The sequence below is a fragment of the Vibrio sp. QJM3NY_26 genome, assembly GCF_057786005.1.
The window spans coordinates 512,503-530,603 of the sequence record NZ_CM173515.1 but is presented as its reverse complement, the minus strand read 5'-3'; the positions used below and the strand labels follow the sequence as shown (position 1 = coordinate 530,603).

Here is an 18,101-nt window from a genome sequence, read left to right as displayed (position 1 = left end):
TTCCTAAACTCCTAATTTCCAACCAAGAGTACGCATCACATCAGAGAATACGCCTGCTGCTGTAACTTCAGTACCCGCACCGTAGCCACGTAATACTAGAGGGATCGGTTGGTAGTAACGGCTGTAGAATGCTAATGCGTTCTCGCCATCTTTAATCTTGAACATTGGGTCGTCGCCATCAACAGCTGCAATACGAACTTTACACTTACCATCGGCGATTTCACCCACATAACGAAGTACTTTGCCTTCTTCTGCTGCGATCGCTGACTGTTCTTGGAAGTAAGCATCCGCTTCTGGCAAGCGAGCCATAAACTCTTCAACCGTGCCTGAATCATCAAAACCCGGTGGCAATGCTTGGTCAACTTCAACATCTTCAAGCTCAAGTGCCATGCCCGCTTCTCGAGCGAGAATAAGCAGTTTACGCGCCACATCCATACCCGATAAATCATCACGAGGATCCGGTTCAGTAAAGCCGTTATCTTTTGCAATATTGGTTGCTTGACTGAGTGTCATACCTTCATCAAGCTTACCGAAGATGTAAGACAGTGAACCAGAAAGAATGCCGTTGAATTTCTCAAGTTCATCACCCGCAGAGATTAGGTTCTGTAGGTTTTCGATGACCGGTAGACCTGCGCCTACTGTTGTCTCGTACATCAACTTACGACGTGAATTACGTGCAACTTCACGAAGCTGATGGTAGTAAGCCATGCTCGCTGTATTTGCTTTCTTATTTGGTGTTACCACGTGGAAACCAGCCGCTAGGAAATCAGCGTATTGCGCCGCAATGCCTTCGCTAGACGTACAGTCAACCAATACTGGATTGATAATGTGGTTACGTTGAACAAGTGCATTTAAGCGCGCTAAGCTAAACTCTTCTGTCGCGCTCGACATGCGATCACGCCACTGCTCTAGCGGCAGGCCATCGCTATCTAGCAACAAGCCTTTGCTGTTTGCTAAACCACATACGCGAATCACGATGCCTTTTTCAGCCAGTTTGCCTTGTTGACGTTGGATCTGGTCAACAAGCTCACCACCAACACCACCAACACCAACAACGAATACGTCAAGGAAGTGCTTAGAGTTAAATAGGTTCTCGTGACACGCTTTGATCGCTTCAGAGATTTTGTCTTCAGGAATAACCGCAGAGATCGCACGCTCAGAAGAACCTTGCGCGATAGCAACGATGTTGACGTTCACTTCAGCTAAAGAAGAGAAGAACTGAGAAGCAACGCCACGTGAAGTACGCATACCGTCACCCACCAGCGTCACAATCGCAACATCATCCATGAACTCAACAGGCTCTAATAGGCCATCTTTAAGTTCAAGTTCAAACGCGTCTGACAGCACTTGCTTCGCTTTCACTTTGTCAGCCGATTCAATACAGAAGCTGATGCTGTACTCTGAAGAAGATTGAGTAATAAGGACGATAGAAACGCCTGCAGAAGACATCGCGCCAAACACACGACTCGCCATGCCTACCATGCCCTTCATACCTGGGCCAGATACGTTAACCATGGTTAGGTCACTTAGCGTAGTGATACCTTTGATCGCTAGGTTATCTTCGCCAGTGTCTTGGCCAATCAAAGTGCCTGCACCCTGTGGGTTGAAGCTGTTTTTGATTAGGCAAGGAATATGGAATTGCGCGATAGGAGCGATAGTCTTCGGATGTAGAACCGAAGCGCCGAAGTAAGAAAGCTCCATCGCTTCTTGATAGCTTAACGATTTAAGAAGACGAGCATCATCCACTAAACGCGGGTCACAGTTGTAAACACCATCGACATCTGTCCAGATCTCACAACAATCAGCGCGTAGACATGCCGCTAGAACCGCTGCTGAGTAATCAGAGCCATTGCGACCAAGCGTTACTAACTCACCTTTTTCATTACCAGCCGTAAAGCCCGGCATGATGTTTACGTGACCTTCTGGAAGCGGTGATTGACGGAAGTTCTGAGTTGAAACATCCACATCGACCATCGCTTCAAGGTGGTCACCTTTAGCGTATAGGTATTGAACTGGGTCAATCAGGCTTGCCGGTTGGCCTTTCGCTTCAAGTACCGCTTTCATCAACTGGATTGAAATTCGCTCACCTTTACTGATGATGCGAGCATTTACGTGATTTGGGCACATACCCAGTAGGTTAATACCATTCACGAACTGCTTAAGTTGAGCAAGAGAGGTATCGACCTGCTCTTGAAATGCAGAGCCATCGACTGACGGCAATACAGCTTGAATCTCTGCAAACAATGCTGCGAATGATGATTCGATCTCGGTGATCTGTACGTCTGCTTCACCATTTTTTAGTGCTGCTTCAATAACAGCAACCAGCTTATTGGTTGTTTTTCCTGGAGCCGATAGTACAACGGCTAGCTCTTCTTGCTGGGCATTATTAGCGATGATATCTGCTGCTCGTAAAAAACGATCTGCATCAGCTAATGATGAACCTCCAAACTTTAAAACGCGCATCCCTTTCTCCATAAGTCATAAAAATGGTACAAAAAAAGGCCTGTATCTTGTTGGATACAGGCCTTTTTTTTAAAATCCGTTACTTAGCAGCCTGCCCCAACAATGTGAATGTCGGTAATAATAATGGTGGTGGTCATTACTAGGTGGCTTACGTGCTGCATATCAAATTCTCTGCTTGTGCTTTACTCTACGTGTATCAATTTTTAGCACTACACGTCAATGAAAAGTTGATTTTTTTTTACATTCACACCATTTTTCAGAGCAAACCGCCATTTCAAGGATAAAACAGCGGCTATAAGCCTACAATTCAAAGGTTGGGTTTGATATCAGCACAACAAAGTTAACCCATTGCATATATAGCCATAACAAAATGCTATATCGATTGTGCAGCGAACGTACATATCTTGTGCTTTAATTGAACGATAACGTTCGAAGAACAATAATAATGACATCAGGAGTGGGAAGTGAAGAGATTACTTATTCTTTTAGCCTTTGCTATGCCTGTTGTTTGTTCAGCGAACAGCCTACCTCTGTTAAACAGTTTGCCTTTGCTACCCAGTCAAATCGATCGTTCTGCACATAAGTTTTTTATCTCAACACAAAATGCATCGAGTGAAAGCTTTGACACTTGGAAAGTCGATAGTGGCTATTCTTATAGTCTGTTTGCTGATGTAGATCTTTATGTCGGTACACGTATTAATAGTGATTCACTAAAATATGAGAGTGGATTCTTGAGTGGTGTCAGCTATCAATTCTCAGAGAGAGTCTCTTTCAACAGTTCTCTGCACACTTATAAAGATGAAACCGAGGACAGTGAAAAGTCGGTCGCCGCTGAGGTTTCAAGCCGAGTACAACTGACCGACAATCTAGATTTGCATGCCACCCTTGATTATGAAGAGTGGCAGCAAGGTGTTGAAGTGGGATTAGGATTTCGTTTCTAATCTATCTCATTTCGTGATTGATAAGCCCGTTAAGATTCAATCAACAATTCCGTTGAAATTAGCACACCATTCCAATCAGCATATATATAGTCACCAGGCTGAATCAGTTGATTGTGTACCGTGAGCGTGACATTAACTTGCCCAACACCGTGCTTCTCGGTTTTAAATGGTGATGCCCCAAGCGCTTGAATACCAAGATCCATCTGCGCCATCATCGCTACATCACGAACCGCACCATTCACAATCACGCCTTCCCAACCGTTTTCTATAGCTAGAATCGCCAATTGATCACCAAGCAGTGCTTTCTGACACGAGCCATTACCGTCTACGACGAGCACTTTGCCACTGCCGTCAGTCTCTAAAACCTCGCGAACCTTGGAATTATCGTGATAACAACGAACTGTTACAATTTTTCCCCAGAACGCACCACGTTGACCGAAGTTCTGCAATGGCATGTTCAGTTGGGTGACTTTGCTCTCAAATTCATCACACAAGTCGGGTGTTATATCGTGCATATATCCTCCGTGAGTAAGGCGTTACCTATTAAGTCAGGCGAGCCTCTATGCTTTTATATGTTATTAAAATTAATCCTTTGTTTTCATCATTCTATGCTCAATTTATTACTGAATAAAAGTTGATTGAGCATATTTATCTACTAGACTCTAAGGACAGCTTTCAGCTTCCTTGGTTCATAATCTGGTCTTTAGCAGGCGAGATGTAAGAACTATCTCGAATAATCATTCTGGTTTTGCTGCTAAATAATCACCATAACATTGGTTAAGTTGTAGCCATACTATTAAAGTTTGTTGCGATACGGCAATTGATGTAAATCAACAAAGTGAATGGAATTAACATTCTCGCGTTGTTAGCATGCTGTTAACATTATAGAATCCTCTGCAATCACTAAAAGAATGATTAAAAGGCGTACTGGATCTACGTTATTGGGCAATACTTCAAGGAAGGCAGATAGCTGGAAGTAAGTGTTTTTTTGAAAACTTTAAGTTATCATCAAAAATACATTACCTGTATGTTATGTTTTTGCCTAGAATTTATTCTATTAGCACAGTTTCGTCACAAATTTAGGTACCGCCAAATGCAAACCCCGCAGATTCTTATCGTTGAAGATGAGCAAGTAACTCGTAACACTCTAAAGAGTATTTTTGAAGCAGAGGGATATGCTGTTTTTGAGGCTAGCGACGGTGAAGAGATGCACCAAGTGCTATCTGACAACCAAGTTAACCTTGTAATTATGGACATCAACCTTCCTGGTAAGAATGGCCTACTACTTGCGCGTGAACTACGTGAGCAAGCAAATGTAGCGCTTATGTTCTTAACGGGTCGTGATAATGAAGTTGATAAGATCCTTGGCCTAGAGATCGGCGCTGATGACTACATCACTAAGCCTTTCAACCCTCGTGAACTGACTATCCGTGCACGCAACCTTCTTAACCGTTCAATGAGCACAAGCTCTGTTCAAGAAGAAAAGCGTAGCGTTGAGAAGTACGAGTTCAATGGTTGGGTACTAGACATCAACAGTCGTTCTCTGGTTAGCCCAGATGGCGAAGGCTACAAGCTACCTCGTTCAGAGTTCCGTGCTCTACTTCACTTCTGTGAGAACCCAGGTAAGATCCAAACACGTGCAGACCTTCTTAAGAAGATGACTGGCCGTGAGCTTAAGCCACACGATCGTACTGTAGACGTAACAATCCGTCGTATTCGTAAACACTTTGAGTCTGTTTCTGGTACGCCAGAAATCATCGCAACGATTCACGGTGAAGGCTACCGCTTTTGTGGTGATCTAGAAGACTAATTCGATTCGCGCTTCGGGCCGTTTAGTTCTTGTCGTCGGTTAGCTGTTCTAAACCGATAGCACTTCTAAACCGTTAGTACTTATAAACTGATAGTACTTCTAAACCAATAGTACTTGTAAACCAATAGTACTTCTAACAGTCGAAGCGTAATCAATAGTGATTAAAAAGGGAGAATGCCAATGCATTCTCCCTTTTTTATTGTTCATTGATCGCTAAGGTTTTAGTAAACCGTATCAACCTTAACGTCTTTCTCGACGAGCCACTTCACGGTTTCGCCGTCTTTGAGTTCAATCGCAACATCAACAGGTTTGTCACTATCGATCTCTAGCTGCCATACAAAAGCGACTTCCCACTGAGTTTCACTGTGTGTTCTTAAATCAAGATCGTCAGCTGTTACCAACAAGGTATCCGCACCCTGTTTAACCGTCACACTCTCAACCGCAAGCGTTGCTGGTAGTTGTGAGTCAGACTCTAGGTAGATAGAACCATGCAGAGTCTTATCTTGAGCCTCTCCAATCGTAGGCATCTTGTTGTGCCACAGGTTGCTTTTCATTGTGACTGTCGCTGCAGATATTTCTACTTGGTTATCCTGCTGCCACTCTACTTGTGGTGCAGAACAACCCGCTAATGCCACGACACATGCGGCGAATGCTAATTTTTTCATTATTCTTCTACCTTTGATTTAACCAACTCTTTAATACTTCAATGTCATTCTGGTATTCGTTATTTATTTCATCAACCCAATCTGAAATGTTCTCCCACCACGCAGGCATATCTGGAGATTGAGCTTTCTGAGCAACTTGCTGTATGCGCTTCAGACCAATTGAACCTGCCGCACCTTTAATCTTATGCGCTTCAGAAACGATGCTGTCTTGATCTTTCGCCACCATGTTGGAGTTCAATATTTCCATATATTCCGGCATCATATCTTCAAACATCACGATGCTGTCCAAAACCGGTTTCGACCCGACAATGTCAACATAAGACTCTAGCATATCAATATCAAGCAAAGAGGTATCAATCGTTGAAAGAGCGGGCTTACTCGCTGTTACTTTCTCAGCACCTGTTACTTTCTTAACACCTGTTACTTTCTCAATACCGGTTACTTTTTCAACATTCTTTGCTGTATCAATTCCCTTGGCTTTCTCAATAACCTCTGGCGCATCCTCGATAAGATCGCTGATGACATCCTGGATTGCACGAACCGACAGTGGTTTACTGATCGCTTCGTCCATGCCTTTCTGGAAGTATTCTTGCTTGTTGTTTAATACGTTTGCGGTTAATGCCACCAAAGGCGGCAGCTTGCTGTATTTCTCGCGGTAGTATTGAGCAATATCGAAGCCCGTCATATCTGGTAACTGGATATCCAGTAATACCAAGTCATAATCTTTCGGGTTGAAAACGATTTGCGCCTCTTTACCCGTCATTACGACTGTCACTTCATGACCAAGGCTTTCAAGTAGAGAGCGAGCTACTGTGATATTAAGCTCAATATCTTCGACCATGAAGATCTTGAGGTTGGACTGCTTTCTTGGCGTTTTGATCAGAGCCTGAGTATCGTGATTAACAGGCACTCGAATCGAAACTGTAAAGGTACTACCAAAGCCCTCTTCACTGGTGACTTCAATGTGACCATCCATCATATTGATCAGCTGTTGAGACACGGCAAGACCAATTCCGGTACCGACAGCGTGTAGATTATCTGTTCCCGACTTCACCTGGTAGTACATCGCGAAGATCTTCTCAATTTCACTTTCAGGAATACCAATTCCGGTGTCTTCTACTTCCATGGTGATGTTGGCAAAGTCGCCATCAACTTCAGCGCTGACTGTCATCACCACACCACCATCTTTGGTGAACTTCATGGCATTACTAACAAGGTTCCACAACACCTGTCTAAGACGAGTACCATCCACTTCGACCGCAGCAGGAAGATCCGATAACCTTTCAAGATCAAACCTTAACCCTTTTTGCTCTGCCATTAACGCAGAAATACTCTCGATCTCAACAACGAAATCTTCAAAGTTGAGCGGAGTTGGGAATAACTCAAGTTTACGACGATCAAATTTATCCATATCGATAATATCGTTAAAGATATTACCCAATGTCACCGCGCTCACCTTGATGGTTTGCATCTGCTTGCGCTGCTCGGTCGTCAGTTGGCTATCCAACAACATACGACTCAAGCCGATGATGCCATTGAGCGGTGTTCTTAACTCGTGGCTAATGGTTGAGATAAAGGTGGTCTTATCGCGACTGGCTTTCTCCAGTGACTCTTGGTGCTCTTTACGCTCGGTAATATCACGACCAAAACCGACCAAGCCCAAGTGACGACCTTCTTTACTGTAGAAAGGCACCTTACGCAGTTCGAAGTAGCTCTTACGACCATCAGGGTATTCCAGCCATTGGTCATAAGTCAGCGCTTGGTTGTCAGCAAATACTTTCTTGTCAGTTTCAACAACTTGTTGAGCGATCTCTTTGCTATAAACATCCCAAGGCGTTAAGCCAACGAGATCTTTTTCTGTCTTGCCAGTAAGCTCTTCAACTGCACGGTTACAACCAGAAAACACACCATCTTCATTGCGATAGTAAATAAGATCAGGAGAGGCATCAATAAATGAGCGTAGCAGTGCCGTACGCTCTGCAAGTTCAAGCTGAGTTCGCTCACGCTGGAACACCTCATTTTCGAGATCGTGCATTGCTTCTGCACGCGCTTCTTCCGCTTTTTCACGCTCTTCAATTTCTTGATTAAGCTTCTCGATATTGAGTTGCAGTTTATTGTTGAGCTCTTGATCTCGCTCTCGCATGTCACCAAGCTTAGAGACCAATTTCGCCAACCTTTGACGAGACTCTTCCAGCTGATCAACGACCACTGATAGGAAATAAACCGCCCAAGGCGTGATCACTAAACCGAAGAAAACCGAACGGACAATGTCGATATCATCAACATTACCTTTGAGTGCGAGGGTAATACCCACTTGCACAACAACTGCGAGGGCTACAAGCGCTAAGGCGAGTAAGATAGAAAAGCGGACAATCCCCAGTTTTACGAGTAGATCCACGTAATACTGAGCGAGATTTTTCATGGGTTTCATTTAACGCTCCATGCGATAAGACTAGCAATATTCTACCCTGTTTAAAGAGAGGAGGTAAGCTAGCTACATCACACGCAGCAAGAGAGCTACAGTTATATTGTTTAAAACAGATAAGTGGGATAAATAGAGGGGCAGCAAGAGATAAATACGCTTATCGAATTGAGGAAGGATGCACCATCGAACGGTTTCGACCGTCGGATTTAGCTTGATACAACGCACTGTCAGCCAAGGCAACCGCCGAATCCATTTCATCATCAGGTGTCGGAATGTAAGAGATAATACCAATACTCACCGTGATGAATTCAGAGACATTCGATTTCTCATGCGCCAGTTCCAATTTAAGGATCCCATCATGGATACGCTGTGCCACCAGCTGAGCACCTTCAGCCGTAGTATTCGGTAGAATAAAGCCGAACTCTTCACCACCGTAACGAGCCACACAATCCGATGAACGGTTCAGCACCTGCTTAAATGCCTGAGAGACTTGGATCAGAGCATCATCACCTTGTTGATGTCCGTAAAAATCGTTGTAACCTTTAAAGAAATCGATGTCACACAGCATAATCGTCAGTGGTAATTTCTCACGCACATGATAATGCCACAGCGTCGAAAGCTGCTCATCAAAGCGACGGCGGTTGGAAACCTGAGTCAAGCTATCCATAAAGCTAAGACGCTCAAGCTCAAGGTTAGCTTCTTCAAGTTTCTGCTCCGCAAGGTAACGTTCTGTAATATCACGCGCCATGATCAACACACCATTAGTGCTTGATGCCAGATCTCTAAACGGTGATTTCACCACATCATACCAAGTGTATTCGCCATCACTAGAGACGACCTTATCGATATAGCGTAATGACTTACCTTGATGAAGCACTTGGTGGTCGGTGTCTGAAATACGCATATACATACTATTAGGCACCACATCTTGCAGGCGCTTACCGACCAAATCACTCACTTCCGAGATACCCAGCGCTGCCACAAATGGCTTATTACACGCTTGGTAAACCATATTTTCGTTGAAGATACCAATCGAGTCAGGGCTCGCTTCCAAGATGTTTTGGAGGATGGTGTCACGTTGGGCAAGCGCGACTTCGGTATCTTTTCGCTTTTCCATTTCGCCGCGCAGCTTTTGCTGCATGTCGTGCCAATCGGTCACATCATGGCTAATTGAGAGCGTGCCTATGGTTGATCCATCTTGCGAGAGCAAGACACTTTGATAGGTTTCAAGCAAACAACCCTTACCGTCTTGATCCGTTGTCCACGAACGTTCACTGACTCGACCTTTTAAAGCCCCGCCAGAAACACTCAAAGTGCCCTCTTCTGAGCGACCATGCCAAAACTTTTTAAACGAGCGATTACTCGTCACCAACTCACCCTTTTGATCTTTTACATAGATCAGCTCAGATAAAGAATCCAAAGCGGTACGCGCGACATTAAGCTCACGAACTTCTTGGGACACCTCTTCATCTGTATTTTTATACGGTGATGCGTGAATCATCCACGCTTTCTTGCTTCTAAAACGGATCCTGCGACCAACCAAATTGATCTTAAAGGACTCAAATTCAGACAGCGCCCACAGTGAGACCTGCTCAAATGATCGAGAGTTGATGTGATTGGTTAAGTAATGACGAAAGCTATTCTCGCTTTCAACGGTAGGAAATCGAAAGTTAACGCCAATTTGGCGAATACCAAGCAGCTGCATAGCTTGGCGATTGGCATATAAGATCTCTCCACTTCGAACATCAACAAAGTAGAGTGGCGATGGAGTAGCGAGTAGAAGTTTTTCAAGATGCGACTGATAACGTGAATAAAGATGCCAGCAGATGAGAGCAATCAGCAATACAACAACGATATAAATACCGTAGCCATACGCCCTGTCCCACAACCAAGTCATTACCAGTTCCATTTACTCTCAATCTATACCATAAAATCTGTGAGGGAAATGTTACCACTATTTGTTGGTTTTATCTGCTGTTACCGACAGTCACCATTTTCTATCAATTGACCGCGTTTAAAACGGGCAGTGTGTACTCGAATGCAGAGCCAGTTTTGATGCCTTGTGCGCCAGTTTTATCAAGCGAACGGCCAATCTCAGTCATCGCTAACCAACGGTTCTCACACCACAAAGGAGAGAGTAACGTCGGGCGTCGTGCCGCAGAAGATACTCGGTGATAAACCACGTTTGCTGGAGTACGTTGAATCACCTCAGTCGCGATATCAATGTACTCCTCAAGGCTTGGTGCTTCTAGCTTTCCGGCCTTCCACGCCTTAGCCATGGTACTGCCCTCTACTATATGGAGCCCGTGCAGCTTAATACCGTCGGTGCCAACGGCTAATACTTTATCTAAAGTTTCAAGGTTATCCGCTTTGGTTTCTTTGGGCAGGCCAACAATAAGGTGGGTACATATCTTGATCCCCAAAGCACGAGCACGCCGAGTGATCGTTTCATACACCGCGAAATCGTGGCCACGGTTAATTCGCTTGAGGGTTTTATCATTGGCCGTTTGTAGTCCGAGTTCTAGCCAAATCTCGTAGCCTTGTTTCACGTAACCCGACAGCAGTTCCAATACAGAATCAGGCACGCAATCGGGTCTTGTACCAACGCAAAGGCCAACAATATTGGCACCCGGAGCTTTAAGGGCTTCTTCGTACATATTCTTGAGCACCTGCACTTCAGCATAAGTGCTAGTATATGCCTGAAAGTAAGCAAGATACTTCTTAGCACGGGCAATCTCACCCGCACGGTCTTTTAATTGATCGGCAATACTTTGAATCTGAGTTTGTTCGTCGGAAAAAGACGCCACATTGCAAAAAGTGCAACCACCGCGACCGATTGTGCCGTCTCGATTTGGGCAGCTAAAACCACCATGAAGTGTCAGCTTGTGAACCTTTTCGCCATAACGACGTTGAAGGTCTTGGCCGATAGTATTAACCAACTCGTGTAATTGCATATTTTCAAAGTGCTCAAGTAAATAAAAATGAATCTCAGTCTTTTTCTGAAAAAAAATTACATCCCTGCAAAATTCGACCAATTAGTTTACGCAAGGCTTTTTGCGAGCAACCTATCAAATATCAATAAACATGCAAAAAATCGGCTCTATTTGCCTAATGTTGCACATTTGTTAGACATTAAATTCAAAATAAAACGAAAAAAATGGTCTACATGGACCAACTTTCATTGCAATTCGCCTAGACAAAATTGTAGGATACTTACACATATTGGCTATTTTTGAGTATTTACTTACACCTAAAACTTGCCAATAAGTCGGTGATACCCATATCCCACCTATATAAACCACTAGTTTGTGGCTAAAAATAAACGGATATCACTAAGGATTGTTTTTCTCGCAATACTTTTCCTGCGAGATACGGAAAGGATTCAAACCGCCAGCATAGGCAGGTTTAGACCCATAAATATAAAAGGACAAGGCTAACTTAATACAAATAAGTTGCGCCTAGATTTAACTGGAAGGATGTATCTATGGTAGATCAAGAGCAGAACTCACAGGGTCTGTATACTCCTGAATTGGAGCATGACGCTTGTGGTATCGGTTTTGTTGCGCATCTAAAGAATCGCAAATCTCATGATGTAGTAACTCAAGCACTCGATATGCTTGCACGTATGGAACACCGTGGCGGCCAAGGCTGCGATCCGTGTTCTGGTGATGGTGCAGGTATCCTGCTACAGAAGCCGCACGAATTCTTACTAGAAGAAGCCGTAAAGCTTGGAATTAAACTGCCATCTTTTGAAAAATATGGTGTTGGTGTTGTACTTTTCCCTAAAGATGAATACAAACGTGCACAGTGTCGTGACATTCTAGAACGCAATGCACAACGCCTTGAGTTAGAAGTTATCGGCTACCGTGAACTTCCAACTGACAATTCAATGATTGGTGCTGACCCATTAAGCACTGAACCTCAATTTGAACACGTATTTATTTCTGGCGGCCCTGGTATCACACCAGAAGAGCTTGAGCGTAAACTGTATGTTCTACGTAACTACACGGTTCGTGTATGCCTAGAAAGCGTTTCAAATATCGGTGATGACTTCTACATCAACTCTATGTCTTACAAGACATTGGTGTACAAAGGTCAGCTAACAACTGAACAAGTTCCTCAGTACTTCCTAGACCTGCAAAACCCAACTATGGTGACAGCTCTAGCACTGGTACACTCTCGCTTCTCTACCAATACATTCCCACGTTGGCGTCTAGCTCAGCCTTTCCGTTACATCGCGCACAATGGCGAGATCAATACGGTTCGCGGCAACCTGAACTGGATGAAAGCACGTGAAGCAATCCTAGAATCGGATCTGTTTACACAAGCTGAAATCGACATGCTGCTTCCTATCTGTCAAGAAGGTAGCTCAGACTCATCAAACTTCGATATGGCGCTTGAGCTACTTGTTCTTTCAGGTCGTACTCTGCCACATGCGTTGATGATGATGATCCCGGAAGCATGGCAAGAAAACAAAAACATGGATCCAACTCGTCGTGCGTTCTACCAGTACCACGCGAACGTAATGGAACCATGGGATGGCCCAGCGTCAGTATGTTTCACCGATGGTGTTCAAGTTGGTGCAACTCTTGACCGTAACGGTCTGCGTCCTTCTCGCTACACAGTAACTAAAGACGACTTCCTAGTGATGGCGTCTGAGTCTGGTGTTGTTGAGATCGCACCTGAAAACGTTGAATATCGTGGTCGTTTGCAACCTGGCCGTATCTTCGTGGCTGACCTTGAGCAAGGTCGCATCATTTCTGATGAAGAAGTGAAAGACGGTATCGCTAAATCCCAACCCTACGAAAAATGGGTTGAAGAGAACCTTCTGAGCTTGAAAAAGCTACCCGATGCGAGCAACGAATTTAACCAACCTTCTCCAGAGAAACTGCTACACAAACAACAATCGTTTGGTGTGAGCTCTGAAGAAGTAAACGAAATCATTCTCCCTCTTGCAAAAACAGGCTACGAGCCACTTTCTGCAATGGGTGCTGACTGGCCGCTAGCGATTCTTTCTCATCAATCGCAGCACCTTTCAAACTACTTTAAGCAGTTGTTTGCACAAGTAACTAACCCGCCAATCGACCCGATTCGTGAGCGTATGGTTATGTCTCTGAACACTTACCTAGGTAAAGATCAGAACCTACTTGCTGAAACACCTGAACACTGTCAAAAAGTGGAACTTGAGTCTCCAGTTCTTTCTAACTCAGAGTTAGAGAAACTGCGTGCAATCGATAATGAGCACCTTCAATCGAAGACGCTGGATATCGTATTCCAAGCGAACGGAGACCAAGGTAAGTTAGAGCGCGCACTTAAGCGTATCTGCCAATATGCGGAAGATGCGGTTATTGATGGTTACTCTATCATTCTACTGACTGACCGTGCGGTTAACTCAAACCATGCCGCTATCCCAGCAATGCTGGCGGTTGGCGCGGTTCACCACCACCTAATCCGTAAAGGGCTACGTGCTAAGTGTGACATCGTGGTTGAAACGGGCGACGCTCGTGAGACACACCACTTTGCAACCTTAATTGGTTACGGTGCAAACGCAGTTAACCCATACCTAGTTATCGAAACGATTGTTGAACTGCAACGTACTAAGAAGCTAGATCCAAACGTTCATCCACGTGAGTTATTCGATAACTACCGTAAGGGTGTTAACGGCGGTCTACTGAAGATCTTCTCGAAGATGGGTATCTCTACGCTGCAGTCTTACCACGGCGCTCAAATCTTTGAAGCACTTGGTGTTAGCAAATCAGTGGTTGAAAAATACTTCACGGGTACTGTTTCTCGTATCCAAGGTCTAACGATCGACGATATCGCACGAGAAGTACTGGTTCGTCACCGTGTTGGTTACCCTGCTCGTGAAATCCCAGCTCAAGTTCTTGATGTTGGCGGTGTTTACCAGTGGAAACAACGTGGTGAGAAGCACTTATTCAACCCAGAAACAATTTCTCTACTTCAAGAATCGACGCGTAACAAAGATTACGGTCAATTCAAGAAGTACGCGAACGCCGTTGATGCTCAAGGCGACAACGCAGCAACACTACGTAGCCAACTTGATTTCATCAAGAACCCAGCAGGCTCTATTCCTCTAGCGGAAGTAGAACCTATTGAGAAAATCCTTAAGCGTTTCGCAACAGGCGCAATGAGCTTCGGTTCAATCTCGCATGAGGCTCACTCAACACTCGCTGTTGCAATGAACCGCATTGGCGCGAAGTCGAACTCAGGTGAAGGTGGTGAAGACCCAGCACGTTTCGAGCGTAAAGAAAATGGCGACTGGGAACGTTCAGCAATCAAACAGGTGGCTTCTGGTCGCTTTGGTGTAACGTCTTACTACCTATCTAACGCTGATGAGCTGCAAATCAAGATGGCTCAAGGTGCGAAACCTGGCGAAGGTGGTCAACTACCTGGTGATAAGGTTGATGACTGGATCGGCGCAACGCGTCACTCGACTCCGGGCGTAGGTCTTATCTCTCCACCGCCACACCACGATATCTACTCAATCGAAGATTTGGCTCAGCTGATCTACGATCTGAAAAACGCGAACCGTAACGGCCGTGTAAACGTGAAACTAGTATCGGAAGCTGGCGTAGGTACGATTGCATCGGGTGTAGCGAAAGCGAAAGCTGACGTGGTACTTATCGCAGGTTTTGATGGTGGTACGGGTGCATCTCCGATGTCTTCTATCCGTCACACCGGTCTGCCTTGGGAATTAGGTCTAGCGGAAACGCACCAAACACTACTGAAAAACGGCCTACGTAACCGTATCGTTGTTCAGTCTGATGGTCAGATGAAAACACCACGTGACCTTGCAGTCGCAACGTTACTTGGCGCTGAAGAATGGGGCGTAGCAACAGCTGCTCTAGTTGTTGAAGGCTGTATCATGATGCGTAAGTGTCACAAGAATACGTGTCCTGTTGGTATCGCAACACAAAACAAAACTCTTCGTGAGCGTTTCGACGGCCGCGTAGAAGACGTAGTAACGTTCTTCCAATACATGGCTGAAGGTCTACGTGAAGTAATGGCTGAACTTGGCTTCCGCTCTATTGATGAGATGGTAGGTCAATCGCACAAACTTAAAGTTCGTGATGACATCGGTCACTGGAAGTACAAGAACCTAGATCTAACACCGGTACTGCACATTGAGCAGGCTCGTGCAGAAGATGGTATCTACAACCAGACAACACAGAATCATAATCTTGAAGACGTTCTAGACCGTAAGTTGATTCAGGCTGCAATCCCAGCGCTTGAGAAAGGTGAAGCGGTTACCGCTCAGTTCCCTATCATCAACACGGACCGTTCAGCAGGCACGATGCTGTCGAACGAAATCTCGAAGGTTTACAAAGACCAAGGTTTACCACAGCCAATGAACGTTAAGTTCCACGGTAGTGCAGGTCAATCTTTCGGTGCGTTCCTTGCGAAAGGCGTTAAGTTCGAAGTAGAAGGCGATGCGAACGATTACTGGGGTAAAGGTCTGTCTGGCGGTACGTTGGTACTGTACCCAGATGCAAGATCTACTATCGTTGCTGAAGATAACATCGTGGTGGGTAACGTATGTTTCTACGGTGCAACCTCTGGTGAATCTTTCATTCGCGGTATGGCTGGCGAACGTTTCTGTGTTCGTAACTCTGGTGCGAAGGTTGTTGTTGAGGGTGTTGGTGACCACGGTTGTGAATACATGACTGGCGGCGCGGCAATTATCCTTGGTTCAACGGGTCGTAACTTTGCTGCAGGTATGAGTGGCGGTGTCGCTTATGTTTGGGATAAAGCAGGTGACTTCGAGACTAAGCTCAACGCAGAACTTGTAGACCTAGATCCAATTGAACAAGAAGATAAAGATCTTCTACTAGATATGCTAACTAAGCATGTTGAATTCACAGGAAGTGAAGTTGCTCAGTCTTTCCTAGACAACTTTGAAGCAAGTGTTGCATCGCTAGTTAAAGTAATGCCACGCGACTACAAAGCGGTTCTTCAAAAGCGTAAAGCTGAAGCACAACAGGCACAAACGGAAGAAGTGGAGGCAGTATAATGGGTAAGCCTACTGGATTTTTAGAACACGGTCGTGAGCTTCCAAAGAAGCTCGACCCGTCAGTTCGAATTGAAGACAACAAAGAGTTCGTACTTAACGAAGAGTTTGGTGAAAAGATCAATACTCAAGCATCTCGTTGTATGGACTGTGGCGTACCTTTCTGTCACAACGGCTGTCCGATTGGTAACATCATCCCAGAATTCAATGACGCTGTTTATCGCGACAGCTGGGAAGAGGCTTGGAACATTCTTAGCTCTACCAATAACTTCCCTGAGTTTACAGGTCGTGTTTGTCCTGCTCCTTGTGAAAGTGCCTGTGTTCTTGGCATCAACCAAGACCCAATCACTATCTGTAATATAGAGAAAACGATTGTAGAAACTGCGTACCGTGAAGGGTACGCAAAGCCTAAAACACCACGCTCTCGCACAGGGAAAACTGTCGCAGTTATCGGTTCAGGCCCAGCAGGCTTAGCCGCAGCTGAACAGCTAAACAGTGCAGGTCACTCGGTAACGGTATTTGAACGTGACGAGAAAGTGGGTGGTCTACTTCGCTTCGGTATCCCAGATTTCAAACTGGGCATGGACGTGATTGATCGTAAGATCAACCTAATGGCTGAAGCTGGCGTTGAGTTTAAAGTGAACCAACACATCGGTGTTGATGTTAATGCTCAACAGCTACGCCAAGAGTTTGATGTGGTATTGCTAACAGGTGGTTCTACGGTTCCACGTGACTTGCCAATCCCAGGTCGTGAGCTGAAAGGCGTTCACTTTGCCATGGAATTCCTTGGTCAAAACAACCGCCGTGCCAACGACTTAGACCTAAAAACAGAAGAGCTTCACGCTAAAGATAAGCACATTGTGGTTATCGGTGGTGGTGATACGGGCTCTGACTGTGTAGGCACATCAAACCGTCATAAAGCAGCAAGCATTACTCAGGTTGAGATCATGCCGATCCCACCAGAGAAACGCCCTGCAAATATGCCTTGGCCTCAATACCCAATGATCATGAAAACCACCACTTCTCACGAAGAAGGTTGTGAACGTCATTGGAACATCTTAACCAAAGAGTTCATTAGCGACGATCAAGGTCAAGTAACGGGTCTACGTATCGCTGACATCGTTTGGCAAGACGCAAAACCAGGCGAACGTCCAGGTTTTGATGAAGTAGCGAACTCTGAACGTGTTATTCCATGTGACATGGCATTCCTTGCAATGGGCTTCTTACACCCAGAGCCAACAGGCGTGCTTGCTCAACTAGACATTAAACTGGACGAGCGCGGTAACGTCGCTTCTGAAGGTTTTGCGACTAACCAGAAAGGCGTTTTCGCTGCTGGTGATATGCGTACTGGCCAATCTCTGGTTGTACGTTGTATTAATGAAGGTCGTGAATGTGCAATTGCCATTGATGACTTCTTAATGGGTAACTCAAACTTAGAAGCGAAAGCAGATTCACTCATGCTTTCCGCATAATATTTCTCGGGCTAGCGTCGATGACGTTAGCCTAGAGGAAAAGCAACACCCTTCCTAACTTTTATGTTTGGCTAGCACTCGATGCTAGCCTTTTTTCTATCTGCCTTACGGCTCCTGGGACATTCCCTTCGTTGCACATGTTAAATCCCATTAACATCTACCTTTTATATCCCTTTGATATCATTCTACTATTTTAGATTATTACGTGGTTAATCGCGTTTACGCATGATAATTAACCATGAACTTGACCTTAAACACAATTAGCTATACGTTGTAAAGCTGGTGAAAATAAAACC

The 18,101-nt window shown here is 44.9% G+C and carries 10 protein-coding genes, 1 pseudogene and 1 other annotated feature; of the genes and pseudogenes, 5 read left to right on the top strand and 6 right to left on the bottom strand.

Annotated elements, in window-relative coordinates:
* Positions 1-3: 3 nt before the first annotated feature.
* On the bottom strand, positions 4-2,463 hold the full coding sequence (thrA, locus tag AC3CH4_RS02310) for a bifunctional aspartate kinase/homoserine dehydrogenase I (protein ID WP_054547806.1): 2,460 nt from the start codon (positions 2,461-2,463) through the stop codon (positions 4-6).
* A 29-nt stretch (positions 2,464-2,492) separates the two neighbouring features.
* Positions 2,493-2,611 (bottom strand) — a sequence feature (Thr leader region).
* Positions 2,612-2,927: 316 nt separating this feature from the next.
* On the opposite strand from thrA, the gene AC3CH4_RS02305 reads away from it, so the two are divergent.
* Positions 2,928-3,404, top strand: a complete 477-nt coding sequence (locus tag AC3CH4_RS02305) for a DUF7840 domain-containing protein (RefSeq protein WP_065207245.1) — start codon at positions 2,928-2,930, stop codon at positions 3,402-3,404.
* A 29-nt stretch (positions 3,405-3,433) separates the two neighbouring features.
* On the opposite strand, the gene AC3CH4_RS02300 is transcribed toward AC3CH4_RS02305, so the two are convergent.
* Positions 3,434-3,919: a putative 4-hydroxy-4-methyl-2-oxoglutarate aldolase gene (locus AC3CH4_RS02300; RefSeq protein ID WP_004734993.1), complete on the bottom strand. Its 486-nt coding sequence runs from the start codon at positions 3,917-3,919 to the stop codon at positions 3,434-3,436.
* A gap of 47 nt (positions 3,920-3,966) precedes the next feature.
* Here AC3CH4_RS02300 and AC3CH4_RS02295 point away from each other — a divergent pair.
* Positions 3,967-4,125: pseudogene (locus tag AC3CH4_RS02295) on the top strand (ribonuclease activity regulator protein RraA).
* A 372-nt stretch (positions 4,126-4,497) separates the two neighbouring features.
* Complete coding sequence (gene arcA, locus AC3CH4_RS02290) at positions 4,498-5,214, top strand: two-component system response regulator ArcA (RefSeq protein WP_004741534.1); 717 nt, start codon at positions 4,498-4,500, stop codon at positions 5,212-5,214.
* Positions 5,215-5,435: 221 nt separating this feature from the next.
* On the opposite strand, the gene AC3CH4_RS02285 is transcribed toward arcA, so the two are convergent.
* The 4 genes from AC3CH4_RS02285 to mnmL all read right to left on the bottom strand — a co-directional run bounded on the left by AC3CH4_RS02285 (position 5,436) and on the right by mnmL (position 11,258).
* Entirely contained in the window at positions 5,436-5,879 is a 444-nt protein-coding gene (locus tag AC3CH4_RS02285; protein WP_004734990.1) for a hypothetical protein, read from the bottom strand.
* A gap of 7 nt (positions 5,880-5,886) precedes the next feature.
* Entirely contained in the window at positions 5,887-8,310 is a 2,424-nt protein-coding gene (gene arcB, locus AC3CH4_RS02280; protein ID WP_488543241.1) for an aerobic respiration two-component sensor histidine kinase ArcB, read from the bottom strand.
* A 151-nt stretch (positions 8,311-8,461) separates the two neighbouring features.
* The gene (locus AC3CH4_RS02275) at positions 8,462-10,213 is read right to left on the bottom strand and encodes a sensor domain-containing diguanylate cyclase (RefSeq protein WP_017077703.1); all 1,752 of its coding nucleotides are present in this window, start codon (positions 10,211-10,213) and stop codon (positions 8,462-8,464) included.
* A gap of 91 nt (positions 10,214-10,304) precedes the next feature.
* Positions 10,305-11,258 (bottom strand): tRNA modification radical SAM protein MnmL/YtqA, encoded by a 954-nt coding sequence (gene mnmL / locus AC3CH4_RS02270; RefSeq protein ID WP_017087516.1) that lies wholly within the window; start codon positions 11,256-11,258, stop codon positions 10,305-10,307.
* Positions 11,259-11,788: 530 nt separating this feature from the next.
* Between mnmL and gltB the strand changes: the two genes are divergently transcribed.
* Positions 11,789-16,336: a glutamate synthase large subunit gene (gene gltB / locus AC3CH4_RS02265; protein WP_004734986.1), complete on the top strand. Its 4,548-nt coding sequence runs from the start codon at positions 11,789-11,791 to the stop codon at positions 16,334-16,336.
* Complete coding sequence (locus AC3CH4_RS02260; protein WP_004734985.1) at positions 16,336-17,805, top strand: glutamate synthase subunit beta; 1,470 nt, start codon at positions 16,336-16,338, stop codon at positions 17,803-17,805. Before gltB ends, AC3CH4_RS02260 begins: the two co-directional genes overlap by 1 nt.
* Positions 17,806-18,101: the final 296 nt, after the last annotated feature.